This is a genomic window from Agreia sp. Leaf244 (assembly GCF_001422695.1).
In the GTDB taxonomy this organism is placed as follows: domain Bacteria; phylum Actinomycetota; class Actinomycetes; order Actinomycetales; family Microbacteriaceae; genus Agreia.
Genome location: NZ_LMLX01000008.1, coordinates 15,541 through 41,957 on the forward strand (window position 1 = coordinate 15,541; position 26,417 = coordinate 41,957).

Annotated in this window: 22 protein-coding genes; 13 read left to right on the forward strand and 9 right to left on the reverse strand. The window is 67.9% G+C overall.

Features of this window, described 5'->3' with window-relative positions; genetic code table 11:
- Positions 1–26: 26 nt before the first annotated feature.
- Positions 27–851, reverse strand: coding sequence for an aldo/keto reductase (locus ASF06_RS18280; protein WP_055950485.1), 825 nt, complete (start codon positions 849–851; stop codon positions 27–29).
- A 96-nt stretch (positions 852–947) separates the two neighbouring features.
- Between ASF06_RS18280 and ASF06_RS18285 the strand changes: the two genes are divergently transcribed.
- From ASF06_RS18285 to ASF06_RS18315, 7 genes are all read left to right on the forward strand, one after another.
- On the forward strand, positions 948–2,012 hold the full coding sequence (locus tag ASF06_RS18285; protein ID WP_055950488.1) for a LacI family DNA-binding transcriptional regulator: 1,065 nt from the start codon (positions 948–950) through the stop codon (positions 2,010–2,012).
- Between the two features lie 134 nt (positions 2,013–2,146).
- Positions 2,147–3,799, forward strand: a complete 1,653-nt coding sequence (locus tag ASF06_RS18290; RefSeq protein WP_055950490.1) for an ABC transporter substrate-binding protein — start codon at positions 2,147–2,149, stop codon at positions 3,797–3,799.
- The gene (locus ASF06_RS18295; RefSeq protein ID WP_442853938.1) at positions 3,792–4,826 is read left to right on the forward strand and encodes an ABC transporter permease; all 1,035 of its coding nucleotides are present in this window, start codon (positions 3,792–3,794) and stop codon (positions 4,824–4,826) included. The genes ASF06_RS18290 and ASF06_RS18295 overlap by 8 nt, the downstream gene beginning before the upstream one ends.
- A complete protein-coding gene (locus tag ASF06_RS18300; RefSeq protein WP_082501083.1) occupies positions 4,823–5,761 on the forward strand; it encodes an ABC transporter permease in 939 nt (312 codons plus the stop codon). Before ASF06_RS18295 ends, ASF06_RS18300 begins: the two co-directional genes overlap by 4 nt.
- Entirely contained in the window at positions 5,758–7,428 is a 1,671-nt protein-coding gene (locus ASF06_RS18305) for an ABC transporter ATP-binding protein (protein ID WP_055950493.1), read from the forward strand. Before ASF06_RS18300 ends, ASF06_RS18305 begins: the two co-directional genes overlap by 4 nt.
- The gene (locus ASF06_RS18310; protein ID WP_055950495.1) at positions 7,425–8,252 is read left to right on the forward strand and encodes an alpha/beta fold hydrolase; all 828 of its coding nucleotides are present in this window, start codon (positions 7,425–7,427) and stop codon (positions 8,250–8,252) included. Before ASF06_RS18305 ends, ASF06_RS18310 begins: the two co-directional genes overlap by 4 nt.
- Entirely contained in the window at positions 8,252–9,424 is a 1,173-nt protein-coding gene (locus ASF06_RS18315) for a glycoside hydrolase family 1 protein (RefSeq protein ID WP_055950497.1), read from the forward strand. Before ASF06_RS18310 ends, ASF06_RS18315 begins: the two co-directional genes overlap by 1 nt.
- Positions 9,425–9,433: 9 nt before the next feature.
- On the opposite strand, the gene ASF06_RS18320 is transcribed toward ASF06_RS18315, so the two are convergent.
- From ASF06_RS18320 to hrpA, 3 genes are read right to left on the reverse strand one after another with little or no spacing between them, the layout of a single operon-like run.
- A complete protein-coding gene (locus ASF06_RS18320; protein ID WP_055950500.1) occupies positions 9,434–10,087 on the reverse strand; it encodes a pyridoxine/pyridoxamine 5'-phosphate oxidase in 654 nt (217 codons plus the stop codon).
- A 24-nt stretch (positions 10,088–10,111) separates the two neighbouring features.
- The gene (locus ASF06_RS18325; protein WP_055950503.1) at positions 10,112–11,323 is read right to left on the reverse strand and encodes an MFS transporter; all 1,212 of its coding nucleotides are present in this window, start codon (positions 11,321–11,323) and stop codon (positions 10,112–10,114) included.
- Between the two features lie 12 nt (positions 11,324–11,335).
- Positions 11,336–15,178, reverse strand: coding sequence for an ATP-dependent RNA helicase HrpA (hrpA, locus tag ASF06_RS18330; RefSeq protein WP_055950506.1), 3,843 nt, complete (start codon positions 15,176–15,178; stop codon positions 11,336–11,338).
- Positions 15,179–15,252: 74 nt separating this feature from the next.
- Between hrpA and ASF06_RS18335 the strand changes: the two genes are divergently transcribed.
- A complete protein-coding gene (locus tag ASF06_RS18335; protein ID WP_055950689.1) occupies positions 15,253–15,753 on the forward strand; it encodes a GNAT family N-acetyltransferase in 501 nt (166 codons plus the stop codon).
- Here ASF06_RS18335 and ASF06_RS18340 read toward each other — a convergent pair.
- The 3 genes from ASF06_RS18340 to ASF06_RS18350 form a co-directional block, all read right to left on the reverse strand.
- Positions 15,728–16,141 (reverse strand): SRPBCC family protein, encoded by a 414-nt coding sequence (locus ASF06_RS18340; protein ID WP_055950509.1) that lies wholly within the window; start codon positions 16,139–16,141, stop codon positions 15,728–15,730. The genes ASF06_RS18335 and ASF06_RS18340 overlap by 26 nt on opposite strands.
- Before the next feature lie 179 nt (positions 16,142–16,320).
- Positions 16,321–17,625 (reverse strand): HNH endonuclease signature motif containing protein, encoded by a 1,305-nt coding sequence (locus ASF06_RS18345; protein WP_055950512.1) that lies wholly within the window; start codon positions 17,623–17,625, stop codon positions 16,321–16,323.
- A gap of 346 nt (positions 17,626–17,971) precedes the next feature.
- Positions 17,972–18,967 carry a LacI family DNA-binding transcriptional regulator gene (locus ASF06_RS18350; RefSeq protein WP_157439257.1) on the reverse strand — a complete coding sequence of 332 codons (996 nt, stop codon included), beginning with the start codon at positions 18,965–18,967 and terminating at the stop codon, positions 17,972–17,974.
- A 38-nt stretch (positions 18,968–19,005) separates the two neighbouring features.
- Between ASF06_RS18350 and ASF06_RS18355 the strand changes: the two genes are divergently transcribed.
- Entirely contained in the window at positions 19,006–20,199 is a 1,194-nt protein-coding gene (locus ASF06_RS18355) for an MFS transporter (RefSeq protein WP_055950517.1), read from the forward strand.
- Here the strand turns inward: ASF06_RS18355 and ASF06_RS18360 are convergent.
- Together ASF06_RS18360 and ASF06_RS18365 are read right to left on the reverse strand one after the other, a co-directional pair.
- A complete protein-coding gene (locus ASF06_RS18360; protein ID WP_055950521.1) occupies positions 20,160–20,756 on the reverse strand; it encodes a gamma carbonic anhydrase family protein in 597 nt (198 codons plus the stop codon). The genes ASF06_RS18355 and ASF06_RS18360 overlap by 40 nt on opposite strands.
- A gap of 2 nt (positions 20,757–20,758) precedes the next feature.
- Positions 20,759–21,622, reverse strand: a complete 864-nt coding sequence (locus tag ASF06_RS18365; protein WP_055950526.1) for a patatin-like phospholipase family protein — start codon at positions 21,620–21,622, stop codon at positions 20,759–20,761.
- A gap of 129 nt (positions 21,623–21,751) precedes the next feature.
- On the opposite strand from ASF06_RS18365, the gene ASF06_RS18370 reads away from it, so the two are divergent.
- From ASF06_RS18370 to ASF06_RS18385, 4 genes are read left to right on the forward strand one after another with little or no spacing between them, the layout of a single operon-like run.
- Positions 21,752–22,798, forward strand: coding sequence for a PLP-dependent cysteine synthase family protein (locus tag ASF06_RS18370; RefSeq protein ID WP_082501086.1), 1,047 nt, complete (start codon positions 21,752–21,754; stop codon positions 22,796–22,798).
- A 50-nt stretch (positions 22,799–22,848) separates the two neighbouring features.
- The gene (locus ASF06_RS18375; protein ID WP_055950529.1) at positions 22,849–24,150 is read left to right on the forward strand and encodes an NtaA/DmoA family FMN-dependent monooxygenase; all 1,302 of its coding nucleotides are present in this window, start codon (positions 22,849–22,851) and stop codon (positions 24,148–24,150) included.
- Entirely contained in the window at positions 24,150–25,580 is a 1,431-nt protein-coding gene (locus ASF06_RS18380; RefSeq protein ID WP_055950532.1) for an aromatic amino acid lyase, read from the forward strand. Before ASF06_RS18375 ends, ASF06_RS18380 begins: the two co-directional genes overlap by 1 nt.
- On the forward strand, positions 25,577–26,413 hold the full coding sequence (locus ASF06_RS18385; RefSeq protein WP_055930531.1) for an aldo/keto reductase: 837 nt from the start codon (positions 25,577–25,579) through the stop codon (positions 26,411–26,413). Before ASF06_RS18380 ends, ASF06_RS18385 begins: the two co-directional genes overlap by 4 nt.
- Positions 26,414–26,417 lie beyond the last annotated feature (4 nt).

Genomic DNA, 26,417 nt, shown 5'->3' on the forward strand with positions numbered 1-26,417 from the left:
CGGCGCTTGAGGGAACGAGCGGTGGGTCAGTCGAGGTCGTCGGGGTCTTTTCCCGTGCGCTGACCGCTGTCGAGCGCGGCGATGCGGGCGCGGTCGTCATCGTCGAGCGCGAAGTCGAAGACATCGATGTTCTCGATAATGCGCGCGGGGGTGATCGACTTCGGGATGACGATATTGCCGAGGTCGAGCTGCCAGCGCAGAACGATCTGGGCGGGCGACCGGTCGTGCTTCGAGGCCAGCGCGGCGAGCGTGGGATCGTCGAGGATGCGGCCCCGGGCCAGCGGCGACCAGGCTTCGGTCGCGATGCCGTGCGCGGCGTCGTACTGGCGGGTCGTCTGCTGCTGCAGCCACGGGTGCAGCTCGACCTGGTTGATCACGGGCGTCTCGCCGCCCTCCTGCGCCAGACGCTCGAGGTGATGAGGGTGGAAGTTCGAGACGCCGATCGATCGAACGACCCCGTCGGCCTTGAGGCTCTCGAGCGCCCGCCAGGTCTCGACGTAGCGGTTCTGCTTCGGCGCCGGCCAGTGGATGAGGTAGAGATCGAGGTAGTCGAAGCCGAGCTTGGAGAGGCTGGCGTCGAAGGCGCGTCGGGTCTCGTCGTAGCCGTGGTCGCTCTGCCACACTTTGGACGCCACGTAGACCTCGTGCCGTGCGATGCCGCTCGAGCGGATGCCCTCTCCCACTCCGCGCTCGTTCTCGTAGAACGCGGCCGTGTCGATGTGTCGGTACCCGGCCTCGAGCGCGTGACCGACGGCATCCGTCGCCTCGCTGTCCGACACCTTGTAGACGCCCAGGCCGAGCTGGGGGATGGCGCGTCCGTCGGACAGGGTCACAAGGGGAGAAGTCGGCATCCCTCCATTATCGACGACACGTATCGACGATGCTGGGCGTGCGGTCGGTGCGGGGGCGTCGTGCAGACTAGAGGCACGAGGGAGGACGACGCGATCATGGCAAAGGCACCGACGGTGTACGACGTGGCCGAGCGCGCCCGCGTCTCGATCGCCAGTGTGTCGCGCGTGCTGCGCAACCCCGACTCCGTGAAGGAGCAGACGAGGGAGCGCGTGCTCGAGGCCGTGCGTCACCTCGGCTACGTTCCGAGCGCGAACGCCCGCGGACTCGCGGCCCGGCGCACGAACGTGATCGGACTCTTCTTTCCGGGCCACGACGATGTCGCAGGATCCGACGGGCGCCTCGTGGCGGCATCCGGTGGAGTGACCGTCGTGCGCGACGACGCGACGGGCGACCCCGAGACCCACAACTACTACTTCGACGAGGTGCTGCGCGGGGCGGAGATCGAGGCCTGGCGGCGCGGCTTCGCGCTGATGGTGGCCGCCGGTCGCGGCGCGTCGCGCGAGGCGATCGTGAACGACATCGCGGGGCGCGTCGACGGCCTGGCCGTGCTCGCGCGCACCGTGCCCGACGAGTTGCTCGCCCATGTGGCCCGGCGCATCCCGGTCGTCGTTCTCGCGGCCACCAGGGGAACCGACGAGTTCGACCACGTCAGCGTCAATAACGCCCCCGGCATGCGGGCCATCACCGAGCACGTGCTCGGCACGGGCGCGCGGCGGCTGATGTACATCGCCGGCCCCGAGGATTCGCCCGACGACAGGGAGCGGCTCGAGGGGTTCCGTGCGGCGGTCGACGGCGCGGAGGGCGTGTCCGTCGAGCTGGTGCGAGGCGACTTCAGCAGGGTGCGCGGGCGCGAGATCGCGCTGGGCATCGAGGCGATGCCCGAGGCGATCGTCTGCGCGAACGACCAGACGGCGCTCGGGGTTCTGGATGCGATGGGTCGCCGATCGATCAGCGTGCCCGACGACGTGATGGTCACCGGATTCGACGGCATCGCGGCGGGTCGGCATTCGACCCCGCGCCTGACGACCGTGCACCAGCCGATGGTGGAACTCGGTCGGGCCGCCATCCAGGCTCTGACCGCCCGGCTCGACGATCCGTCTCTGGAGGCGCAGTCGCTCGTGCTCCCGGTGCAGGTGGTTCTGCGCGACAGCTGCCCGTAGGGGCGCGGTCGGGGTTGCGGCCGTGGGGTTGCGATCTCAGGGTTGCGAAGTCCAACTGTAAGCGCATACAGTTGGGCTCAGCGGATAGATCAGTATCCCGTCAGTTCATCGTCGACCTGAGAGAAGCGGTTCCCATGAAGCACCCATCCCGACGCCGATTGGGCGCCATCGTCGCAGCCATCGTGCTGACTTCGGGGCTCGCGGCCTGCAGCATCCAGATCGAGAGCGCACCCGATCCGTCGATTCCCGACGACACGATGCTGATCGCGGCCGACAACGGCTCGCCCCTGTTCGAGCGCAACGTCAACCCGTACATGACGAACAAGCGCACCGCCGCCTGGTACATGTACGAGCCGCTCGTGGTTCTCGACAACGTGACCGGCGAGGAGCACCCCTGGCTCGCGACGGGCTACGCGCTGCCCGACCCGTCGACCGTGGTGTTCACCATCCGCGATGGCGTCACCTGGAGCGACGGCAAGCCGTTCACACCGGAAGACGTGGCGTTCAGCTTCGAGCTGCTCAAGAAGTACCCGACCTTCGACCTGCAGGGCATCTGGACCTACATCGACACCGTCGAGACGAGCGACACGACGGTGACCGTGCACCTCAAGGCGCCAGACGTTCCGGCGGCGCAGCTCATCGCGACGACCCTCATCGTTCCCGAGCACATCTGGAAGGACGTGGACGATCCGTCAACGTTCCGCAACCCGGATCCCGTCGGCACGGGCCCGTACACGCTCGGCAACTTCGCCGCCCAGCAGTACACGATCGACAAGAATCCCAACTACTGGCAGGCCGAGAAGGTGGCCGCAGAGCACATCATCCTGCCGGCCACCAACACGCAGCTCGACGTGGCCACCAAGGGCTACGACTGGGCCTACTCGTTCATCTCCGACGTCGACGGGGCCTGGGTCGGAGCCGGCAACAAGAACACCTACTGGTTCCCGCCGGGAGGAACCGTCGCCCTGTTCCCGAACCTCACGAAGGCGCCGTTCAACGACCTCAACGTTCGCCAGGGCCTCTCGCTCGCGCTCGACCGAAAGGCCGTGGGAGACTCCGCGGCCGAGGGCTACATGGATGTGGCTGGCCAGACCAACATCCTGCTGCCGTATCAGCAGAGCCTGCTCGATCCGTCGATTCCCGACTCGGGCCTGATCGCTCAGAACCAGCAGAAGGCGCTCGAGTACTTCGCCCAGGCCGGCTACACGCAGCAGGGCGGCAAGCTGGTGGATGCTCAAGGGTCGCAGCTGAGCTTCACCATCACCACGGCGAACGGCTACAACGACTGGCTCAAGGGCGTTCAGGAGGTGCAGAAGCAGTGGGGCGCCATCGGCATCGATGTGAAGGTCGAGAGCCCGCAGCCCGCGGCCTACCAGCTGGCCCTGCGCAACGGCGAGTACGACCTCGCCATGGGAGGAACGGGCGGAACGGGCTCCATCTTCCGTGACTTCAACCAGCTGCTCTCGAGCGACTACCTCAAGCCGGTCGGCGAGGAGGCCGTCTTCAACTACGAGCGGTACAGCAACCCCGAGGCCGATGCGGTGCTGAAGGACTACAAGCTGGCGATCGATCCGGAGACGCAGAAGCAGCTGGGCTTCCAGTTGCAGAACATCGTCTACAACGACCTGCCCGTGCTCAGCCTCTACTACGGCGGGTCGTGGGGCCTGATGAGCGACGCGAAGTTCACCGGCTGGCCCAGCGAGGCTGATCCGTACGCGTCGCCCAAGACCTACGAATCCACTCCCTTGCTCGTACTCACCCATCTGAAGAAGGTCAACGATGACTAGCGTCACGATCGCGCCCACGGTTCCAGGGAGGGTCTCAGGAAGAGCCCTGGGCTACATCGCCCGCAAGGCGGGGCTCCTGCTGCTCACGCTGTGGGCGGCCATCACGCTCAACTTCATCCTGCCGAGACTCATGCCCGGATCGCCGGCCGACGCCGCACTGGCGAAGCTCGCGCAGAACGGGCCCGTGAGCGAGGCGACCAAATCGGCGATCGAGGCCCAGCTCGGGGTGCCGACCGGCAACATCCTGGAGCAGTACGTGGCGTACCTGCACCAGGTGGTGACGCTCGACTTCGGCGTCTCGTACACGTTCTACCCCCAGAGCGTGTCGGAACTGGTCAGCACCGCGCTGCCCTACACGCTCGTGCTCGTCGGCGTCGTCACCATCATCGCCTTCGTGCTCGGCACGCTGCTCGGCGTTCTCGCCGCGTGGAAGCGGGGCACTTGGCTCGACACCCTGCCGACCCTGGCCGGATCGTTCGCCAGCGCGTTTCCGTATTTCTGGACGGCGCTTCTGCTGCTCTTCTTCGCGGGATACGTGGGGAGGCTGTTCCCGACCTCGGGCGCCTACGGACCCACGGCCACGCCCGAGTTCACCATCGGCTTCCTTGGCGATGCAATCTACCACGCGGCGCTGCCGGCGCTGACGATCCTCATCACCTCGCTGGGCGGCTGGATCCTCGGCATGCGCAACACGATGATCTCGACCATCGGCGACGACTACGTGACCTTCGCCGAGGCCAATGGGCTGAAGCCCCGCACCGTCGCCCTGCGCTACGCCGCCCGCAACGCGATCCTTCCGAACCTCACCTCGTTCGGGCTCGCGCTCGGCGGCGTCGTCGGCGGATCGATCCTGGTCGAGCGGGTGTTCGGATACCCCGGCATCGGCTACCTGCTCTTCAACGCGGTCACCAACCAGGACTACCCGTTGATGCAGGCCCTGTTCCTGATGATCACCGTGAGCGTGCTCATCGCCAACTTCCTCGTCGACATCTTGTACGGCGTGCTTGACCCGAGGACCCGCCGATGAGCACCCAGAGCATTCCCCCCTCGACCCGCGCTGTGCGCGCCATCGAGGAAGCGTCGATCGCGCCCGCACCCAGCCCGCTCAAGGTTGTGCTGCGAGTCGCATCGACCGTGTGGTCGAACGGCAAGGCCCGGATCGGCATCGTCATCCTCGGTCTGTTCATCCTGATCGCCGTGTTCGCCCCGCTGATCGCCCCGTACGGCGCCCGCCAGAACGGGTTCGATCGGTCGGCGGATGCGTCGGCCGCCCATTGGCTCGGCACGACGGCTGCCGGCGAGGACGTGCTGTCGCAGCTCATCTGGGGATCGCAGATCAGCATCTTCGTCGGCCTCGTCGCAGGCCTGCTGTCGACCGTGATCGCGGTTCTCGTCGGCCTCAGCTGGGGGTACGTGCGCGGATTCGGCGCCGACGTGATCAACTTCATCGTCAACCTGTTCCTCGTCATCCCGGGCCTGCCGCTCATGATCGTGATCGCGGCCTATCTCTCGGGAGGCGGCATCGGCATGATCATCGTGGTCGTGGTGATCACCGGATGGGCCTGGGGAGCGCGCGTGCTGCGCAGTCAGACCCAGTCGCTGCGATCGCGCGACTTCGTGACCGCGGCCGTGTTCAGCGGCGAGCGCCCCTTCCGTATCGTGTTCCGCGAGATCCTGCCGAACATGACCTCGCTCATCGTGGGCAACTTCTTCGGGGCGGCGACTGCGGCGATCCTCGCCGAGGCCGGACTCGAATACCTGGGCCTCGGCGACACCACGGTGGTGAGCTGGGGAACGATGCTCTTCTGGGCGCAGAACTCCAACGCCCTCCTCACGGGCCAGTGGGCGCTCCTGTTCGCACCCGGCCTCTGCATCGCCCTGCTGGCGACCAGCCTCACCCTCATCAACTTCGGCGTCGACGGAATCTCCAATCCGCGCCTCCGGGAAGGAAAGCAGCGATGACCGCCCTGCTCGAGATCACCGACCTCTCTGTCGACTACGGCGAGGGCACCGGCAGCACGCACGCGGTGAACCACGTGTCGTTCACTCTGGAGCACGGCGAGTTCGTCGGGCTGGTGGGCGAGTCCGGCTCCGGAAAGTCCACCCTCGGATTCGCGGTCACGGGCCTGTCGAAGCCGCCGGCACGCATCGCGGGCGGCAGCATCCTGCTCGACGGCGTCAACATCGCGAGCCTGTCGCCCGGCGAGCTGCGCGAGCAGCGCCACGGCGGCGTCGCCATGGTGCTGCAGTCGGGTATGAACGCGCTGAACCCTGTGCGCAGCATCCGCAACCACTTCGTCGACATCTTCCGGGCGCACGGCCACATCGCCCGCGCTGACTGGGGATCGCGCGCCGCCGAACTCGTGGGCAAGGTCGAGCTGCCCGCCTCCGTTCTCGACCGGTACCCGGGCGAGCTCTCCGGCGGCATGCGCCAGCGCGTGTCGATCGCCCTCGCCCTGTCGCTCGAACCGAAGCTCATGGTCTTCGACGAGCCGACCACGGCGCTCGACGTTCTCGTGCAGCACGCCGTGATGGACACCATCATCGAGCTGCAGAAGAAGGAGAACTTCACCGCCCTGCTGATCAGCCACGACCTCGGCATCGTTCTCGAGTCGGCGCAGCGCGTGCTCGTGATGCACGAGGGCGAGATCGTCGAGGATGCGCCGTCGCGGCAGATCCTCGAGAAGCCCGGCGACGACTACACCAGGATGCTGCTGTCGCACTACGCCGACCCGCGCGCGGAGGTCGTGGAGCTGCCCGGCTTCGAGGACCGCCACCGCGCGCCCGCCAACGCCCATCCACCGACCGTGTCGTCGCGCACCCGGCGCAAGGACCAGAAGGCCATCGTCGTCGACCACGTCTCGAAGGTGTACCCGGCGCCGCGTCGGGGCGAGTCGCAGGTGACCGCCGTCGACGACGTCTCGTTCACGCTCGAGCCGGGCCAGTCGCTCGCGCTCGTCGGCGCATCCGGAAGCGGCAAGTCGACGCTCGCCAAGCTGATCACCGCGGTCGAGAAGCCGTCGTCGGGCAGCGTACGCTTCGGCGACCTCGACGTGGGATCGCTTCGCCGCGGCCAGTTCCGGCGCCTGCACCGCGACGTGCAGATGGTGTTCCAGGACCCCTATGCCGCGCTCAACCCGCTGCACACCGTGGAGTACACGCTGACGCGACCGGTGGTGAACTTCACCGGTCTGAAGGGCCTGGATGCGCGTCGCCGGGTTCTCGAGCTGCTCGACACCGTCGGTCTGTCGCCGGTCGAGGAGTTCGCCGCGAAGCTTCCGCACCAGCTGTCGGGCGGCCAGCGCCAGCGCGTGGTGATCGCCCGCGCCCTCGCCAGCGACCCGCAGGTGATCATCGCCGACGAGCCGGTGTCGATGCTCGATGTGTCGCTGCGCGCCGGTGTGCTCGCGCTGCTCGAAGACCTGCGCGAGCAGTGGGGCGTCTCGCTGCTCTACATCACGCACGACCTGCTGTCGGCGCGCGTGGTGACCGACAACATCATGGTGCTCAACGGTGGTCGTGTCGTGGAGCGCGGCAACACTGCCGAGGTGCTGCGGAATCCCACTGACGAGTACACGATCAGACTGCTCGACGCGATCCCGAACCCCGGCCGACAGGACGTGGCGTGACGTTCGGCGGGCTGGCGCTGCCCGACTCGCTCGAGATCTTCACCCTCGACGGCCTGACGGCCTTCCGCGCGCTGGCCCGGGTTGAGGAGCGCGGCGTCGCCCTCTTCGTGCCGGGCTTCACGGGCTCGAAGGAGGACCACCGCTTTCTCGTCGCGCTCGCCGCGGAACGGGGATGGGAGTCGTTCTCGTACAGCCAGCGCGGACAGGCGGACTCGATCGCGCCCCGCGGTGTCGACGAGTACTCCTTGCAGAAGCTGGCTGAAGACACGGTCGTCGTCGCGGAACGGATCGCCCGTGGTCGACCGGTGCACCTGGTGGGCCACAGCCTCGGCGGACTCGTCGCCCGTGCGGCGGCCATCCTGCGCCCCGACGTCTTCGCCGACCTGACGATGCTCTGCTCGGGTCCTGGCGGTCAAGGGCCCGATCATCACGTCGACGACGCCGCATTCGTGGCCCGCCACGGCACGCTGGCCTGGTGGGAGCACAACAATCCCCTCGGCGCCACGAACGCCGACGAGGTGTTCGTGCGCGAGCGTGCCGCCACGTCGAGCGACGACAACTTTCTCGCCCTGGCCGCGATCCTGAGGGACACGCCCGATTCGAGCGACGAGCTGCGCGAGACCGGGCTGCCCGTGCTCGTGGCGCACGGCGACGCCGACGACGCCTGGCCCATCGCATTCCAGCACGCCATGGCCCTGCGGCTCGGAGCCCGCTACGAGGTCATCCCGAACGCCGGACACCTGCCGAATATCGACAACCCGAACTACACGACCGAGCTGCTCGACGGCTTCTGGTCGAGTGGAGAACACAAAGGAGAATCCTGATGCTCACCTTCCCCGACGGCTTTCTGTGGGGTGCGGCCACCGCCGCCCACCAGATCGAGGGAAACAACGTCAACAGCAACTGGTGGGTTCACGAGAACGAGCCGGGCACCACGATCGTGGAGCCCTCGGGAGACGCGGCCGACAGCTACCACCGCTACCGCGACGACATCCGCCTGCTCGCCGAGCTCGGGCTGAACTCCTACCGGTTCAGCATCGAGTGGTCGCGCATCGAGCCCGAGCGCGGCCTCTACTCGCGCGCATCCGTCGACCACTACCGGCGAATGGTCGACACCTGCCACGAGTTCGGCATCGAGCCGATCGTGACCCTGATGCACTTCACCGTGCCCCGCTGGTTCGAGAACGACGGCTTCTGGCGGGCAGCGGATGCCGCGGACCTCTTCGCCCGCTACACCGAGCTCGCGCTGCCCGTCGTGGCCGAGGGCGTGAACTACGTCTGCACCATCAACGAGCCCAACATCGCCGCCATGCTCGCCGGGGGAGAGGACGCCTCGAACCTCGTCGCCTACGGCCTGCCCAAGCCCGACCTCGGCGTGGCGGACGCGCTGCTCGAGTCGCACAAGCGCTCCCGGGAGGTGCTGTCGCAGGTCTCCGGCCTCAAGACGGGCTGGACGATCGCCACCCAGGCGTTCGAGGCGGCCGACGAGCCCGGCTCCGAAGAGAAGAAGCGCGAGATCGCCTACCCCGCCGAGGACTGGTACCTCGAGAACGCCGCCGGCGACGACTTCATCGGTGTGCAGGCCTACACCCGCAACATCGTGGGACCGGAGGGCATCCGCCCGCCCGCCGCCGACGTGGAGAAGACGCTCACGCAGTGGGAGTACTTCCCTCCGGCCGCCGGCATCGGCGTTCGCGCGGCGTGGGAGCTGAGCGACCACACTCCGGTCATGGTGACCGAGAACGGCATCGCCACCCAGGACGACCCGCGTCGCATCGACTACACCCGGGGAGCGCTCGAGGGACTGCACGCGTGCATCGAAGACGGCATCACGCTGCTGGGCTACCAGCACTGGTCCGCGCTCGACAACTACGAGTGGGCCTCGGGCTTCGCTCCCACGTTCGGCCTCATCGGCTGGGACAAGCAGACCTTCGAGCGCACGCCTAAGCCCAGCGCAAGCTGGTACGGCGAAGTCGCCAAGGCCAACGGGCTCTAGAGCCTCGAGTCAGGGCCAGAGCAGTGTCGTCGACCAGCTCTGGCCCTGACTGCTGTAACGCAGTCTCTGGTGCCGGCGTTCGGCATCCGATTGCCAGAATTCGACGGTCGACGGCCTGACGCACCAGAGGGTCCAGGTGGGCGACACCAGCTCTGGATGCGCGTCGAGTTCGCGCGCGGCCTTCTCGATGGCGGCCTCGCTCTCGTCGCGGCTGCCGAGCGGCTTGCTCTGGGGGCTTCCGAGCGCGACGGCGCGGGCACCCAGCCCGCGGCGGGAGAAGTCGCGGGCGTTCTCGTCGTCTGAGCCCCGCGTCACCGCGCCGCGGATGCGCACGGAGCGGCCGACGGTGGGCCAGTAGAACGTGAGGGCGGCGACGGGGTTCGCCGTGAGCTCGACGCCTTTGACGCTCGCTGAGCTGCTGGCGAACCACCAGCCGTCGTCGGTGAGGTCCTTCAGGATCAGCACCCGGGCATCCGGAACGCCGTCGGCGTCGACGGTGGAGAGCGTCATCGCGTGCGGTTCGAGCTGACCAGCCTCGACGGCCTGGCCGAACCACGCCACGAAGAGCTCGAGGGGGTTCTCGGGCGCGACGGTCGGATCGAACGGCGGAGGAGTGGCCGCGAGGCTTGCGAGCGGACGAAGGCTGTCTCTCAGAGGGTGCACTGTATCGACACTACGCTCCAGGAGTCAGAGTCCGCTCACTGTCTGGATGGGTTCGGTATCGGGAATGGGGCTGGCGTCTTTTCCGCGAAGATCGGGATGCCACCGCTTTCCGACGAGCGGAACGAGGAACCCGAGCAGGCCCAGCACGCCGGCGACGTAGAAGGCGCCCGAGGCGCCCTGGCCGTCGATGAGGAATCCGGCGAACGCGCTTCCCACGGCGGCTCCGATGAGCTGACCCGTGCCGACCCAGCCGTAGGCTTCGGCCGTGTCGCTGAAGCGCACGCTCGCCGAGACGATGGAGAACATCACGGCAAGGGCCGGGGCGATGCCGACACCCGCAATGAACAGGGTGACGGCGAGCCACCAGATGTTGAGCGACACGGCCGCGAGTGCTGTTCCGACGAACACGATCAGCATGCGGCGGGCCAGTGCCCACGGCCCGATAGGAACGTGGCCGAGCGACAGACCGCCGACCAGGGAGCCGACGGCGAAGATCGCGAGAACGATTCCGGCCTCGAGGCCATCGTGACCGAACGTGGCCACGACGCCGGCCTCGATCGCCGCGCAGGCCGCAACCAGGAGGAATCCGACGATCGTCGCCAGCAGCACGGGAGGCTTGGCGAGCACGGCACCCAGCTTGCGGCGCGAGCGGGGGATGCGCACCCGGCCCAGCTCGGGGCTCGCGATGAACCAGGTGCCTCCTCCGACCAGGAAGACGACGGCGAGGAGGATGCCCCAGACTGTGCCGATCTGGGTCGAGACGAACGTGGTGATGACCGGGCCGACGACCCAGATGATCTCCTGGGCCGAGGCGTCGAGCGAGAAGAGCGGGGTGAGCTGCTTCGAGTTGACCATCTTGGGGTAGATGGTGCGCACGGCGGGCTGGATGGGCGGCATGGTCAGGCCGGCGACGAGAGCGACGCCCATGGCGGCCGGGATGGTGAGGGGCAGGAGCGCGATGGCCGAGATGGCGAAGGCGCAGATGATCATCGTGATGGTGATGACCTGGCGCATGCCCCAGACACCCATCAGCCGCGAGGTGAGGGGGCCGGCGACCGCCTGGCCGATGCTCAGGGCGGCGAGGACCAGGCCGGCCGCGCCGTAGGAGTCGTGGACCCTTTCGATGTGCAGAAGGAAGGCGAGCGAGAGCATGCCGAAGGGAAACCGGGCGGTGAGTTGCGCGGCGATAATGCGCGCGACCCCGCGGGTTTTCAGGAGATTCGAGTAGCTGCTCACAACTTCTCTACTCTACCGTCCAGCCGGTACAAGTGCCTTCTGAATACGTTGCATAGAGACAGGCTCCGCCGTTCCGAGCGATTGCGCAAACAGGCTCACCCGGAACTCCTCGAGGAGCCAGCGCGCGCGCACGATGTTCGGCGGCGAATGCGGGGCGAGGGGGATGCGGCCGCCCGCATCGGTGTAGCGGCTCGTCGCCGCCTGCACCTCGGTCATCCAGGCCCTGTCGCGGGCCGCATTCTCGGCGAGCTTGTCGAGCCGCTGCGTGAGCGCCTTGAGATAGCGGGGTAGCTGCCGCAGCTGGGTCGTTCCCGTGGCCGATACGAAGCCCGGGTAGATGAGCCCCTTCAGCTGCTCCCGGGCATCGCCGAGCGCCGCAAGCAGGGCCATGCTCGTGACGCCCTTGAGCGCCTTCTCCGCATCGCGCGCCGCAGAGAGGACGGTGGTGACGACGCCAACGGTCGCGTAGAGCTCGTCCATGACCGTCGCCGAGAGGCGGTCTCGGGCCGTCTGGAAGCCGGCCTCGTTCCAGAGCATGCCATCCGGTGCCACCTCGAAGAGCACGCGCTGCGCGACCGCGCGCAGGCAGTCGTCGAAGAGAGCCTGCACGTTCTGGTACGGGCTCGTGGCGAGCATCAGCTTCTCATTCTGCGTAAGGTGCTCGCGCACATACGACAGCGGAGAGGGCACGGCGAGCAGCAGCAGGCGCACGATGCCGTCGGGCGTCTGGAGGGCCTGCTCGTCGGGCGAGGTCATCAGCCGCAGCGACACCGACGAGCCGTCGTCGACGAGGGCGGGGTAGGCGCGGATCACTCCGCCGTGCTGCTTCGTGTCGACGAGCCGCGGCAGCTCGCCGATGCTCCAGGTGGTGAGTCCGGAGCGTTCGAGGTCGCTCGAGATGCGGGTCGTGGCTTTCGCCACCGACTCGCGGGCGGCGCCGCGGTGCTTCTGCTGCAGGGCGGGCAGGTCCTTGCCGACCGAGAGCGTCTTGCCCCGTTCGTCGACGACGCGGAACGACATGCGCAGGTGCGACGGCAGGCGCTCGCGGTCGAAGTCGGATGCCGACACCGAGACGTGGGCGAGCCTCGACATCGTGGAGGCCAGGGCTGCGAGATACCCCTCGTCGCCTCCGCCCTCTGGCGTCTCGGCGACCAGGCGCACCGCCCAGTCTGTCGAGGGCACGAAATTGCGACGGATGTTCTTGGGAAGCGACTTGATGAGCGCCGTCACGAGCTCGACGCGCAGGCCGGGCACCTGGTATTCGAACGACTCGGGCTTGAGTCTTGGCAGCAACGCGAGGGGCACGGTCGCAGTTACGCCGTCATCTTCGGTGCCGGGTTCGAAGCGGTAGCTCAGGCCCAGGCGCTGGTCCTCCTGCTGCCACGTCGTCGGGTACTCGTTCTCGTCGATCTCGGGTGCACCCTCGGGCACCAGCGCGTCGATGGTCATGGTGAGCAGGTCGGGGGTGTCGTGCTTCGCCGTCTTCCACCAGCCCTCGAAGGTGCGCTGCGAGAACACGTCGCGCGGGATGCGCTCGTTGTAGAAGTCGAACACCGCTTCGTCGTCGGTCAGCAGGTCGCGGCGGCGGCTTCGCTCCTCGATCTGCTCGAGCTCTTTGCGGAAGGCGCGGTTCGCCCGGTCGAACGCCTGCTGCGACTCCCAGTCGCCCTCGACGAGTGCGTGGCGGATGAACAGCTCGCGCGCGTACGACGGATCGACACGAGAGAACTGGATGCGCCGCTTCTCGACGATGGGAACGCCGAACAGCGTGACCCGCTCGTAGGCGACGACGGAGCCCTGCTTCTTCTCCCAGCGGGGTTCGGAGTAGCTGCGCTTGACGAGGTCGCCCGCCAGTTTCTCGGCCCAGGCCGGGTCGATGGCCGCGTTCATACGCGCGAACAGGCGACTCGTCTCGACCAGCTCGGCGCTCATCACGGCGGCGGGCTGCTTCTTGTTCAGCACCGACCCCGGGAAGATGCTGAAGCGCGACTGGCGTGCGCCCACGTAGTCCTTCTTGACCGCGTCCTTCAGGCCGATGTGCGAGAGCAGGCCCGACAGGATCGACCGGTGGATTCCGTCGGGGTTCACCGCGGGCTCGCCGATCGTTAGCCCCAGCGGCCTCGAGAGCTGCCTCAGCTGGCGATACACGTCCTGCCACTCGCGGATGCGCAGGTAATTGAGGAACTCGTTCTTGCAGAGTCTGCGGAACGCGCTCGACGACAGCTCGGACTGTTTCTCTTCGAGGTAGTTCCAGAGGTTGAGCAGGGTCAGGAAGTCGCTCGTCGGATCGGTGAAGCGACCGTGCAGCTCGTCGGCTCGCTGTCGCCGTTCGAGCGGGCGCTCGCGGGGATCCTGGATCGTGAGCCCTGCCACGATGAGCATCACCTCGCGGCTCGTGCCCGTCTCTTTGGACTCGATCACCATGCGGGCGAAGCGTGGCTCTATGGGCAGGCGCGCGAGGTCGCGACCGATCCTCGTGAGCCGTGGCTGGGCATCCGGTGTCTTGCTTCTCGTGTTCGCGTCTGACGACGACGCCGACGAAGACGATGCCGTGCGCAGCGCGCCCAGCTCGCCGAGCAGGTCGAGGCCGTCTTTGATGCCGCGCGACTCCGGCGGCTGAAGAAACGGGAACGACGCGATGTCGCCGAGGCCGAGCGAGATCATCTGCAGGATGACGGCGGCGAGGTTCGTGCGCAGGATCTCGGGCTCGGTGAACTCGGGGCGCTTCTCGAAGTCCTGCTGCGAATACAACCGGATGGCGATTCCATCGCTGGTGCGGCCCGAACGGCCCGATCGCTGGTTCGCGGAGGCCTGCGAGATCGCCTCGATCGGCAGACGCTGCACCTTGGAGCGCACGCTGTAGCGGCTGATGCGCGCCGTGCCGGCGTCGATCACGTACTTGATGCCGGGCACCGTGAGGCTGGTCTCGGCGACGTTCGTGGCCAGCACGATGCGCCGGCGCACACCGGGAGTGCTACTGCGCTGGAACACGCGGTGCTGGTCGGCGCTCGAGAGGCGACCGTAGAGGGGGAGGATCTCTGTGACGCCGCCCGCCGAGCTGCGGTTGGCGAACTTGCCCTTGAGTGACTCCTCGGCGTCGCGGATCTCGTTCTCTCCCGACAGGAAGACGAGGATGTCGCCGTCGCCCTCGCGTCCCAGCTCGTCTACGGCGTCTCCGATGGCCTCGAAGACGTCGCGGTCGGGGGTCGTGTTCCCTGAGCCTGTCGAAGGGTCGTCATCGTCACCCTCCGGTGGTGCGTCCGCGACCAGCGGTCGGTACCGGATCTCCACCGGGAACGTGCGCCCCGAGACCTCGACGATCGGGGCGTCGTCGAAGTGCTTGGAGAAGCTCTGCGGGTCGATCGTGGCCGACGTGATGATGAGCTTGAGGTCGGGTCGCTTCGGCAGCAGCTGCTTGAGGTAGCCCAGCAGGAAGTCGATGTTGAGGCTCCGCTCGTGGGCCTCGTCGATGATGATCGTGTCGTACTTCGAGAGCATGCGGTCGTGGTGCATCTCGTTGAGCAGGATTCCGTCGGTCATCAGCTTGATGCGGGTGTCTTTCGACGCCTTGTCGGTGAAGCGCACCTGATAGCCGACAAGGCCGCCGACCTCTTGGCCCAGTTCCTCGGCGATACGCTCGGCGATCGTGCGTGCCGCGAGTCGACGGGGCTGAGTGTGGCCGATCGCCTCGCGCCCCAGCTCGAGGCAGATCTTCGGAAGCTGCGTCGTCTTGCCCGATCCCGTTGCGCCCGCGACGATGACCACCTGGTTCTCTGCGATCGCGCGGGCGATGTCGTCGCGACGCTGGCTGACCGGGAGTTCAGGGGGGAAGACGATACGGGGGAGGGAATCCATGGGCATTCCATTCTAGATTCTCCGCCGCCGGTCGCGCCCTCATGGCTGGTGTCTCGGCCGGTATCGTGGCCGGAATGGATGCTGTGACTCTTGATCTGCCCGATGGTCACGTGATGCTCAGGCGTGCGACGGTCGCCGACCTCTCGGTGATCATCGATCTGCTGGCCGATGACCCGATCAGTGCGGCGCGCGGTGACTCGGCCGATGCCAGCGATCGGGAGGCTTACGAGGCCGCTTTCGCCGCGATCGACCGGGACCCGGCCCAGCGACTGCTGGTCGTCGTCGACTCTGTGGGTGCGGTCGTTGCGACCATGCAGCTCACGGTGATTCCCGGTCTCGCCAGGCGTGGAGCGTCTCGCCTGCAGATCGAGGCCGTGCGGGTCTCGTCGAGCCAGCGCGGCCGCGGCATCGGTGCGGCGATGATGCGCTGGGCGATCGAGGACGCTCGCGTCTCCGGTGTGCCGCTCGTGCAGTTGACGTCAGATGCTGCCCGCGTGGATGCGCACCGCTTCTACGAGCGGCTCGGCTTCGACGCGTCTCACGTCGGGTTCAAGTACCGGGTCGAGACCTCGTAGCTTCTTCGACGAGCTCGCGCAGACGGTCGAGGTCTTCTCCGACCGTCGTCGCATCGCTGTCGAATTCGTCGTCACTGAGGTCGAGCTGGCGCACGGTGAAGATGATCTCCGCCCCGTTCGGGTGGGCGATCACTCTCAGCGGGTTGGTGACGGTTGCCCCCGATGGCAGGGTCACATCGTGATCGAGGATGCCGAACTCGTTGGGCGCGACGAAGCGCACCGAGACACGACCCATGGGGGAGTCGACCCACAGGGTGTCACCCTCACGGGTCACCTCGGAATGCGCCAGCCCGGACGCCCAAATCGGCAGGTTGTCGACGTTCGCGGCGACCTCGTAGACAGTCTGCGGGCTCGCCGAGATGACGCGGCTGACGTGACGGCTTTCCATGCGTCCAGCATGACGGAATGCGCCGTGGTTCTGCCACGGTCGGGGTGATCTCGATTCGCGGTGCTCGTTCCTCGCGCCGCTACTCGATCGGCGCAGGGGAGGGCTGGGCTGTTCTCGTCTCCCTACGCCGGTCGAGTAGGCCGCTTGCGGCCGTATCGAGACCCCGGGTGTCGGGTTGGTTAGAAGGGGCAGTCGGCGAGTTCCTCCTCGTCGGTGGTCGTTGTTCTGGCGGCCGCCACCGCTGTGATCAGTGCCTTGGGTGCGGGCCGCATCCGCCCTTTTGGCCGGACGGTGTACACGTGGCCTGCGGGTGAGGTTGCGGTGAGGGTGTCGTCTCCGTTCTGGATGAACTGCCACCTCGTGTGGTGCTTCGCCCGATGATGTCCCGCGCTCAGCGGGGCGAGGTTCTCGGGGATGGTGCCTCCGCCGTAGGCGTGGTCCTCGGTGTGGTCCATGTCCGCCTGCTCCGACGGGACCGTGCACCCGGGGAACACGCATTCCGGGTGGACGAGTCGGGCGTGGTCGATCATTGCCGCGGTCGGCCGGTAGTCCCGGGGGTCGGTGGCAAGGATGCGTCCCGTGATCGGGTCGGTGAGGATTCTCCGCCATGACGTCGCGTCGGCGGTGAGTTGGGCGGCTGTGGCTGGGTCGATGGGTCCGTAGCCGCGGAGGATGGCCGCCTCCTCACCAACACCTAACAGCGTCATCGCGGGAACCATGACGTGCACCCGACCGCGAATACCGCGGGTTGCTCCGGGGATCGACGGTTCTGCGTTGAGGAGCAGGTCGGTGAGGACATCGACCTTGAGGTGTCCCGTGCTCCGCGGGTCCCCTGCAGTCTTGAGTCCCGCCGCGAGGCGCACGGCCCTGTCGGCGATGGCGTGGATCTCCGGGGCGGGTGCGAGGAGGGTGAGTTGGGCCATGCCATCTGCTGCCGGATCGACATAGATGCGGCGCGTCCCCGCTGCCTTCTCTGCTCGCTCGACCGCGGTCGATGGTTGGGCGAGCTCCACCTCGTGGCGGGCCTTCTTCTCCAGCTGCTTCGGGTTCACCTCCGTAGCGAGCACCGCCAGGCGGGCGTCGTACGTGGCCAGTGCGTCGCCGTCGAGGTTCTCGGCGTGCTTCGCGATGACCTCGGCGTGTTCCCACGAAACAGCACCTGCGGCGACCGCGGCCAGGGTTGCGGGGAGCCGGTCGACGAGAGTCGTGCTCGTGTCGACGAGGACGGCAGTGCGGTGTTCGGTGCGACGGGTGAGGAGCGCGAGTTCCGTGACGAGCTCTATGCGTTCGACCCGGGCTGTGGACCAGACCGGACCGGCGGTGGACGTGTCGACGGGTGCCTGGCGATGGAGCTTGCGGGCGGCGTCGGTGACGCGTCTGGCCCTGACTGCGGATAGGCGGGCTATCTGCGTGTCGAGGGCGGCGACCTCATCGAGCGCGACCACGTACGGGTCGGCCGAGAAGGGTGGGCTTTCGAATGTCATGGGACAAGTCAAACAGTGACCACCGACACTGGTTCCGAACATGCATTCGATGCCTGACCAGCGGAAACGTCTGTGGATAAGTGTCGGGGAAGGTGGGCTGTGGAGGAGAGGACGTGGCCTGGTGGGGGTGCCCTTCGACAAGCTCAGGGAACGGGTCTCGATACGGCCGCGGGCGGCCTACTCGGCCGGCGCAGGCGCGGAACGAGGGTGGGCCCTTCGACGGGCTCGGGGAACGGGGTCTGGACCGGACGGTGGTGCCCTTCGACAGGCTCAGGGAACGGGGTCTGGATCGGACGTGGGTGCCCTTCGACAGGCTCTGGGAACGGCGGTTTCTGTGCGGGCCGGGTCAGCGCAGAGCGAGATTCCACGTGGGGGATTCGACCGTCGTCATGGTTCCCGAGGCGATGCGGGCGCACGCGACGCCCTGGTCGTACAGCGACTGGCTCACACTCGAGAAGCCCAACGCCCGTGCGAGCTCGCTGTCGTCCCACCCGCTGACAAGAGCGCTCGAGCCGAGAACATCGACGGCGCCCGCGGCGAGCTGGTCGCTCATGGCGATGACGACGTCGGGGCGCACGTGGGCGAGCGCGTCCTCGATGGCCAGCCTTGCGTCGTTGCGGCTGTGCCGGGCGACGACGGCGACGGGCATGTCCTGCCACGGCCGACCCGCCTCTTCGGCGGCGTCTCGATAACCCTCGAGTCGTGCCCGGGTAACGGGGAAGCTCACAGACGTGTCCGGTCCTCGATGCAGTCCCGCCCGCCTGCCGCGGTCGAGGGGCATCGACAGGATCAGAGGAGACGCGGCTCCGGCGAGCATGTGAAACGCCATGGCTCGAGCTGCGCCGCGATCATCGGGGGAGACGACAGAGATCCCCGGAACGGTCGGACCGCCTTGGATGGCTGCTGGTCGGCCTGTCGCCGCGACGGCGTCGAGAACCGCGTCTGATTCGTCGGTCGTCCACAACACGAAGCCGTCGACGGCCGCCTCGCGCACCCGGTCGACGTCTTCCGGGTCGCCGGTGCTGGGAATCAGAACAAGCCCTAGCCGCTTCTCGACGCAGACGCTCGACACGCCGGCGAGAAATCGGGCGGCCTGGGGGTCCTCGAAGGCGTAGCTGAGGTGTTCCCCCATCACGACACCGAGATTTCCCGTGGCTCCACGGCGCAGGGATCGGGCGACCGGGTCGGGGCCCGCGTAGCCGAGGCGCTGAGCGGCGGCCAGTACCCGGGCGCGGGTGTCGGGAGCAACGCGATCCGGTCTCGTGTAGGTGTAGCTGACGGTCATCGAGGCGACGCCCGCTTCGGCGGCGACCTGCCGCATAGTGACGCGTTGTGATGCCATGCAGCCAGTCTATCGCCGCAGTGTGTATCGTTACACAAATGAACCGCATTCCACTCTCCTTTGTTGCATTCGCCGGATTCGGCGTCTTCTGGGGCGTGTGGGGTGCGGCTCTGCCCGCCTTGAGGCAGACCGCAGGAGTGTCCGACGCGCAACTCGGCGGGGCCCTTTTGTGCGTGGGTCTCGGCGCGCTGCCGGCGATGCTGTTCACAGGGCGTGCGGTCGATCGATTCGGAAGCCGGATCACCGGCCTGCTAATCGGCTGCCTCGCTCTTTCCGGAATCCTCGTCGCGATCCTCGCCCGGGACATCGTGGCCGTATGCGTCGGCATGCTGCTGGTCGGTGCCGCATCAGGAGCGTCCGACGTCGCCGCCAATGCTCTGGCCGGTGGCGAAGAGGCGCGATCGAACCGTCGCATCATCACGCTCGCGCACGCTGTCTTCTCATCGTTCGTCGTGATCGGCAGTCTCGGAGCCGCCGCGATCTTCGGCAGCGGCGGCGGAGCACCGCTGATCTTCCTCCTCTCCGGCGTTGTGATTCTCGCGAGCGGCGTCGTGGTGTTCGCCCGCGGAACAGCCTCCACGGCGACCGCCGCCCATCGCTCTCCACCCGTGCGCCGACAGCCGAGTCTCCTGTTGCCGTTCATCGCCGTGGGCCTCGTGGGGGCGCTCGGTTTCGCGGCCGAGAACGCCCACCAGAGCTGGGGTGCGATCTATCTCGTAGACGAGCTGAAGGCGTCGGCGGCTCTTGCTGCCATCGCGCCGGCGACGTTTGCGGCGTGCGCCGCCATCACCCGATTCGCTGTCGGCTTCTCGAACAGGATGCCTGCTGCCGTGCTTCTCGTGGGAGGTGCCGCAATCGCGATGACAGGCACGCTGGTCGTCGCTGCCGCGCCGAATGTGGCGATGGCTCTCGCGGGGCTCGCGCTGGCGGCAGCCGGAACATCCGTCTTATTCCCCACTCTGCTGAGTCAAGCCGTGCGGGGTACCGCCGATGACGTTCGCGGCAGCACGACATCGACGATCGCCACCACCGCCTATATCGGGTTCCTTCTCGGACCCGTCTACGTCGGCCTGCTATCGGGCACCGCAGGTCTACGTGGCGCGATGATCGGTGTGGCGATTCTCGTCGTCGCGTTCGGCGTGCTCGCGCCTCTCGGGCTCAAGCTCGGAACCCTCGCGCCGGCGGAAGCGACTCAGCCGGGCAGTGTCGTGTCTCGGCGGTGCTCCCCGTAGAACTCCGACTGCGATCGCATGATGTCGGCCATCGTCGCCTCCGGACCGGCTCCGTACACCGTGCCCACGAAGTTCAGGGTGCGCTGCACGGCCCAGATCTCGTCGTGCCTGTCGGGGGAGAACAGCTGTGCCGGATCGCCGACGGCCACCCAGGAGATGGGAACGACGGTGCCCGCAGCGAGCCGCGTGTTCACCTGCACGACGGCGTTGATGCGCACCTCGGCCCCGTCGCCGATGGTCGCCCCGGGAAAGACCGATGAACCGGTGGCAAGGAACGCGCCCTCACCCACGACGCACCCGTTCACGTGGGCGTGCGGCCCGATCATCACGCTGTCGCCGATGATGGCGGGATAGCGCGCCCGCCCGCGGATCACCGCGTTCTCGAGCACGACGACGTCGGCCCCGATCACGACCGGTCCGTCCTCGGCGGTCACTACCGCGCCGTGCATGATGCGCGAGCCGGCACCGATCGTCACATCGCCCGAAACGATGGCGGATGCCGCGACGAGCGCATCCGGATCGACCCTCGGCCGCGCGCCCCGGCTCTCGTACAGCACGGTCAGTCGGCCTGGCCGAGCGCGGCCGCGATGCGGGCGGCGGATGCGCGGCCGACCGCTCGGCCCGCCTCGGCCGATGCGCGCCGGGTCGTGGGGTCGAGGGGATTCGGCCCGAAGGCCGCGATGGACGCGGCGTCGGCGTAGACGATGACGGTCGGAGCGCCGCCGAGCGCCTCGAGCTCGGCGGTGGGGACGGTGCCGACGCCGGGATCGCCCACGCCCGGAAGGGGCGTCACGATGACGACCCAATCGGAGCCGGCGGCGAGGTCGGCGTTGCTGCCCGACCGGGCCCCGCCATCCATATAACGGGAACCGCCGATGGTGACCGGCGGCCAGACGCCCGGAACGGCGCAGCTGGCGGCGATGGCGTCGACGAGGTCGACGCCGCTCGACCGGTCGAAGACGACGAACTCGCCGCGCTCGACCTCGACGGCGGTGATCCTCAGGTCGCGCTCGGGCCACTCGCTGTCGGCGAGACGCGATCGGATGACCTCGAGACGAACCGACTCGTCGACAGACGGTGTCTCGAGCGCGAGGCGGCCGATGCGCTGGAGCGCGTCGGTGGGCGAGGTCGCACCCTGGACGGCGGAGAGGAAGCGCGCCTGCAGCTCCTGCACGTCGACGTCTGCCCCGAGCTCCGCGGTCTCCTCCTCGAGCTGCGCGGCGAACGACGCGGCGAGACCGGTTGTGCCCGCGAGCTGCGCGGCGACCGCGGAACCGGCGGAGGTTCCGATGAACCGGGTCGACGGCGCGAGCAGCCGGTCGACGAGAGCAGGGTCGGCGTCGAGAAGTCCCTGCACGACGCCCAGCTCCCAGGCGATTCCGGCGACACCTCCGCCGGCGAAGACGAGTGATCCTGTGCCCATGCGACGACCTCCAGTTGAGTGCTTGTCCGTACCGCGAGCCATGCTAGCGCCGACCGAGTGAGGGCGTGCTGTGCGTAACAGAGCGACACAGCGGCCCGTGTGCGACGGCTCCGGTCGTACGCTCGACCCATGACGAACATCGACACGCATCCCCTGGCCGCTGCGGCGTCGGGAGACGAGCCCTGTGTCGACCTCGTCGAGGACATCACGCCCTCTGTCGTCTCGCTCATCGGAAACACTCCGCTGATCGAGCTCAACGTGCTCGCCCATGGGCTGCCGGCGCGCGTGCTGGTGAAGCTCGAGAGTCGCAACGCCGGCGGATCGGCGAAAGACCGCATCGCGTTGCACATGGTTCGGGCGGCCGAGGCGAGCGGTGCGCTGAAGCCCGGGGCCACGATCGTGGAGTCGAGTTCGGGAAACACCGGCATCGGCCTGGCACTCGTCGGCCGCCTCACCGGGCACCCCGTCGTGATCATCCACAGCGCCTACATCTCCGACGAGAAGCGCGCCGTGCTGAAGGCCTACGGAGCGCGACTGGTCGAGGCCGACTGGGAGGCGCCGCCCGAGAGCCCGAACAACGCGCGGGCCATCGCCGACCGCATCGCGGCCGAGCTGCCCAACGCCTGGCGACCCTCTCAATACGAGAACGAGAGCAACCCGGGCGCGCACTACCAGACCACCGGGCCGGAGATCTGGCGACAGACGGCCCACAAGGTCACGCACCTCGTCGCGTCCGTCGGCACCGGCGGAACCATCAGTGGAACCGGCCGGTATTTGAAAGACGTCTCGGCCGATCGCATCCGGGTCATCGGGGCCGACCCGACCGGGTCGACCTACAGCGGCAACGTCGCCGGCCAGATCAACGTGGAGGGCGCGGGCAACCGCTGGACCCAGGCGAACTGGCCGCAGACCTACCACCATGAAGTGGTCGACGAGTACCTGGTGGTCTCCGACCAGGAGATCTACGACACGGTGCACACGCTCGCCGCGTCGGAAGCCCTGTTGCTGGGTCCGTCGTCTGCCCTCGCCGTCGCCGTCGCCCTGCGGGTCGCGGCCACGGCGCCCGAGGGATCGGTCGTGGTGGCGATCGCCCCCGACACGGGAGCGAACTATCTGACCAAGGCGTTCGACGACGAGTGGCTCACCGACATCGGCGTCGGCACCTATTCGATCTGACCGGCCCCTTCGACCCGGCACGCCCGCTCTTCTACTTTTAGGCTCTTTCTATGGCTCTGCTTCACTTCGGATGGTTTCTCGGCGCGGGTTTCGGCGTGCAGGGATGGGGTGATCCCACCTACGGCATCGGCTACGACTGGAAGAAGCCCGACGTCTATCAGGACGCTGCTCGGCTGTTCGAGCACAGCGGTCTCGACCTGTTGATCATCGAAGACGGCGTCACCGTTCCCGACACCTACGGCGGAACGAGCGAGGTCAACCTCGCCAACGCCCGTTTCGCACCGAAGCACGACCCGCTGCCGTTGGTGCCGTACCTGCTGTCGGCGACGCAGAACCTGGGCATCGTGCCCACGCTCAGCGCCTCGTTCTACGAACCGTTCACAGCGGCCCGCCTGCTGGCCACGCTGCAGCACTTCGCCGACGGCCGCCTCGGCTGGAACGTCGTGACCAGCGGAAGCGACCTCGCCGCCCAGAACTACGGGCGCGCCTTGCAGATCGAGCACGACCTGCGCTACGACCGCGCCGACGAGTGGGTCAGCGTGATCCGCAAACTCTGGCGCAGCTGGGCACCCGACTCGGTGCTCGAGGATGCCGAGCGCGGGGTGTTCGCGGACTTCACGAAGGTGGCGCCGATCAACCACGACGGCCGATTCTTCAAGGTCCGCGGCCCGATCAACACCGCTCCCATGCCGCAGGAACCCGTGATGGTGCAGGCGGGGGCATCCGGCCGTGGCCGTGACTTCGCGGGGCAGAACTCCGACGTGATCATCGCGCTGTCGTCGACGCCTGAGCGCAACCGCGAGTTCCGCGACAGCATCCGCCAGGTCGCGCTGGCGGCAGGCCGCAATCCCGACCACGTGAAGGTGCTCTTCGCGGTCACGCCGATCGTCACCGCGAATGCCGAGGAGACGGCCAGCGTCAAGGCCCGGCGCTCGGATCTCAACCAGGCCGCGATCGACGAAGCGCTGCAGTCGATCTCGTACCTCTCTGGAGTCGACTTCAAGGCGTTCGACCTCGACGCGCCCCTGCCCGAACTCACCACCAACAGCAACCAGGGAACCCTCGACAACTTCGTGAAGTCGGCGCCCCCCGGGTCGACGCTGCGCGAGATCCTGCAGGTGCGCGCCAATCGCGACGGTCTCGCCGTGATCGGCACGGCCGACGAGATCGTCGATCACCTCGAGGCGCTCGGCGAGGCCAGTGGCGGAGACGGATTCCTCTTCGCCGGCCAAGTGCATCCCGCCAACGTGCACCGCACCCTCGATCCGCTCGTGCCCGTGCTGCGCCGACGAGGGCTCATTCGTCGCGAGTTCGGCGACGGCGGCCTGCGCGGCAACCTCCTGGACTTCTGATGCCCGCGCTCCGACTCGAGGGGCAGCCGGTCACGATCGACGACGTCGTCGCCGTGGCCGACGGTGCGACGGTCGAGCTGGCCCCGGATGTCGTCGACACGATCGCCCGGTCGCGTCGCGTCGTCGAGTCGGTGCAGCAGTCGGGATCCGCCGTCTACGGTCTCAACACCCAGCTGGGCGCCGGTCGGGACACGCTCGTGGCAGCCGACGAGATCGCCGCCTTCCAGAACCGTGTCATCGACAATCACCGCGGCAGCATCGGCGACCCCCTCGCCGAGCGCGAGGTGCGCGCGCTGGTCCTCGCCCGCGTGGTCGGCTTCAGCCTTGGCGGTTCGGGCGTGCGACCCGAGCTGGCGGATGCCTACGCGCGGCTTCTCGACGGCGGCCCGCTTCCCGAGGTCTACACGACGGGCTCGGTCGGCGCATCCGATCTCGCCTTGCTCGCCGAGGTGGCGGCGCACGTGCGAGACACCCTGCCGTTCGGCGCGGGGGAGGCGCTCGCGGCCATCAGCGCGAACTCGTTCTCGATCGGCGTCGGCGCTCTCGCGATCTCCGATCTGCGGGCGCTCGTCGACGAGTCAGACGCCGTCGCGGCGCTGTCGCTCGAGGCCTTGGGCGCCGTCGGCTCGGGAGGCTCGCTGGCGCCATTCGACCCGCGCGTGCACGCGCGCCGCTCGGCCGGAAGGCAGCAGACTGCCCGGACCATCCTGGCGCGGGTGGCCGGCGGCCTGCTCGACGATGCCGGGCGTACGGCGTCGGTGCAGGATCCGCTGTCGTTCCGCACGGTTCCGCAGGTGCACGGTGCCCTCCGCGACGCCATCGCGCTCGCCGCGGCGGCCGTAGAGGCCGAGCTCAACACTGCGGCCGACAACCCGCTCGTGGTGCTCGACGAGTCCGAAGCCGGGGGAGCGCTGGTGTCGAACGGAAACTTCGAGCCGCTCGGTCTGGTTCTGGCCCTCGAGAGTCTGCGCGTCGCCGTCGCCCACGCGGCCGGTATCTCCGAGCGACGCATCGCCGTGCTCTCCGGTCTCGCGACGCCGCTCCGGCGCGCGGGCCGCAACACCGTTCCGGGTCTCACCTGGTACGCGGCGGCCGACATGCTCGCCGAGGTGAGGCACCTCGCCAACCCGGTGTCGGCATCCGGAACCACGCTGTCGGAGGTGGAGGACCAGGCCTCGTTCGCGCCCCTCGCGGTGCGCCTGCTGCAGCGACAGGTGTTGCTTCACCGTCAGATCCTCGCCGTGGAGGCGTTGCATGCCGCCGAGCTCGTGGCGAGCCTCGACGAGGCGCCGACGTTGGGCCGTGGCACGCGAGACCTCGCGGCCGAGCTGGTGGAGCGGATCGGGCATCTCGACACCGGTCGGAACCTCGTAGCCCACGCCGTCAAGGCCGTCTCCTCGGCGGGCGAACGTGACAGCATTGACCAATGACTACTTCTGAATCCTCAGTCCCCACGATCACCCTGAACGACGGCAATACCATTCCCCAGCTCGGCTTCGGAGTCTTCAAGGTCGATCCCGACAAGACGTCGCGGGTCGTCAGCGAGGCGTTCGAGGTGGGCTACCGCCACATCGACACCGCCAAGATCTACGGCAACGAAGAGGGCGTCGGGCACGCCATCAAGACCAGCGGCATCGATCGCGACGAGCTGTTCATCACCACGAAGCTGTGGAATGCAGACCAGGGCTACGACTCGGGCCTCGCCGCATTCGAGAAGAGCCTCGGCCGCCTGCAGCTCGACTACGTCGACCTGTACCTGATCCACTGGCCGGCCCCTGCGAACGACAACTACGTCGAGGCGTGGAAGGCGCTCGAGAAGATCCGCGAGTCGGGTCGCGCCAAGTCGATCGGCGTCTCGAACTTCACGGTCGAGCACCTCACCCGCCTGCTGGGCGAGACCGACGTCGTTCCCGCCGTCAACCAGATCGAGTTGCACCCCGAGTTCCAGCAGCGCGAGATCACCGCGTTCGGACGGGAGCACGGCATCGCGACCGAGGCGTGGAGCCCGCTGGCGCACGGTGCACTGCTGAAGGATCCGAACGTGCAGGCGATCGCGGATGCGCACGGCAAGTCGCTGGCCCAGGTGATCCTGCGCTGGCACATCCAGCTCGGCAACATCATCTTCCCCAAGTCGAACAGCCGCGACCGCATCGTCGAGAACTTCGAGATCTTCGACTTCGAGCTCAGCGACGACGAGCAGGCCTCGATCACCGCACTCGAGAAGGACGGCCGCGTCGGCGGGCACCCCGACGAGGTCAACTGACCGA

Excerpts from the sequence above, each read along its gene's own strand:
- ASF06_RS18295 (WP_442853938.1), top strand. The coding sequence starts at position 3,792 with ATGACTAGCGTCACGATCGCGCCCACGGTTCCAGGGAGGGTCTCAGGA.
- ASF06_RS18315 (WP_055950497.1), top strand. The coding sequence starts at position 8,252 with ATGCTCACCTTCCCCGACGGCTTTCTGTGGGGTGCGGCCACCGCCGCC.
- ASF06_RS18280 (WP_055950485.1), bottom strand. The coding sequence starts at position 851 with ATGCCGACTTCTCCCCTTGTGACCCTGTCCGACGGACGCGCCATCCCC.
- ASF06_RS18335 (WP_055950689.1), top strand. The coding sequence starts at position 15,253 with ATGGATGCTGTGACTCTTGATCTGCCCGATGGTCACGTGATGCTCAGG.
- ASF06_RS18285 (WP_055950488.1), top strand. The coding sequence starts at position 948 with ATGGCAAAGGCACCGACGGTGTACGACGTGGCCGAGCGCGCCCGCGTC.
- ASF06_RS18370 (WP_082501086.1), top strand. The coding sequence starts at position 21,752 with ATGACGAACATCGACACGCATCCCCTGGCCGCTGCGGCGTCGGGAGAC.
- ASF06_RS18340 (WP_055950509.1), bottom strand. The coding sequence starts at position 16,141 with ATGGAAAGCCGTCACGTCAGCCGCGTCATCTCGGCGAGCCCGCAGACT.
- ASF06_RS18365 (WP_055950526.1), bottom strand. The coding sequence starts at position 21,622 with ATGGGCACAGGATCACTCGTCTTCGCCGGCGGAGGTGTCGCCGGAATC.
- ASF06_RS18350 (WP_157439257.1), bottom strand. The coding sequence starts at position 18,967 with ATGGCATCACAACGCGTCACTATGCGGCAGGTCGCCGCCGAAGCGGGC.
- ASF06_RS18385 (WP_055930531.1), top strand. The coding sequence starts at position 25,577 with ATGACTACTTCTGAATCCTCAGTCCCCACGATCACCCTGAACGACGGC.
- ASF06_RS18290 (WP_055950490.1), top strand. The coding sequence starts at position 2,147 with ATGAAGCACCCATCCCGACGCCGATTGGGCGCCATCGTCGCAGCCATC.
- ASF06_RS18355 (WP_055950517.1), top strand. The coding sequence starts at position 19,006 with ATGAACCGCATTCCACTCTCCTTTGTTGCATTCGCCGGATTCGGCGTC.
- ASF06_RS18300 (WP_082501083.1), top strand. The coding sequence starts at position 4,823 with ATGAGCACCCAGAGCATTCCCCCCTCGACCCGCGCTGTGCGCGCCATC.
- ASF06_RS18345 (WP_055950512.1), bottom strand. The coding sequence starts at position 17,625 with ATGACATTCGAAAGCCCACCCTTCTCGGCCGACCCGTACGTGGTCGCG.
- ASF06_RS18305 (WP_055950493.1), top strand. The coding sequence starts at position 5,758 with ATGACCGCCCTGCTCGAGATCACCGACCTCTCTGTCGACTACGGCGAG.
- hrpA (WP_055950506.1), bottom strand. The coding sequence starts at position 15,178 with ATGGATTCCCTCCCCCGTATCGTCTTCCCCCCTGAACTCCCGGTCAGC.
- ASF06_RS18380 (WP_055950532.1), top strand. The coding sequence starts at position 24,150 with ATGCCCGCGCTCCGACTCGAGGGGCAGCCGGTCACGATCGACGACGTC.
- ASF06_RS18375 (WP_055950529.1), top strand. The coding sequence starts at position 22,849 with ATGGCTCTGCTTCACTTCGGATGGTTTCTCGGCGCGGGTTTCGGCGTG.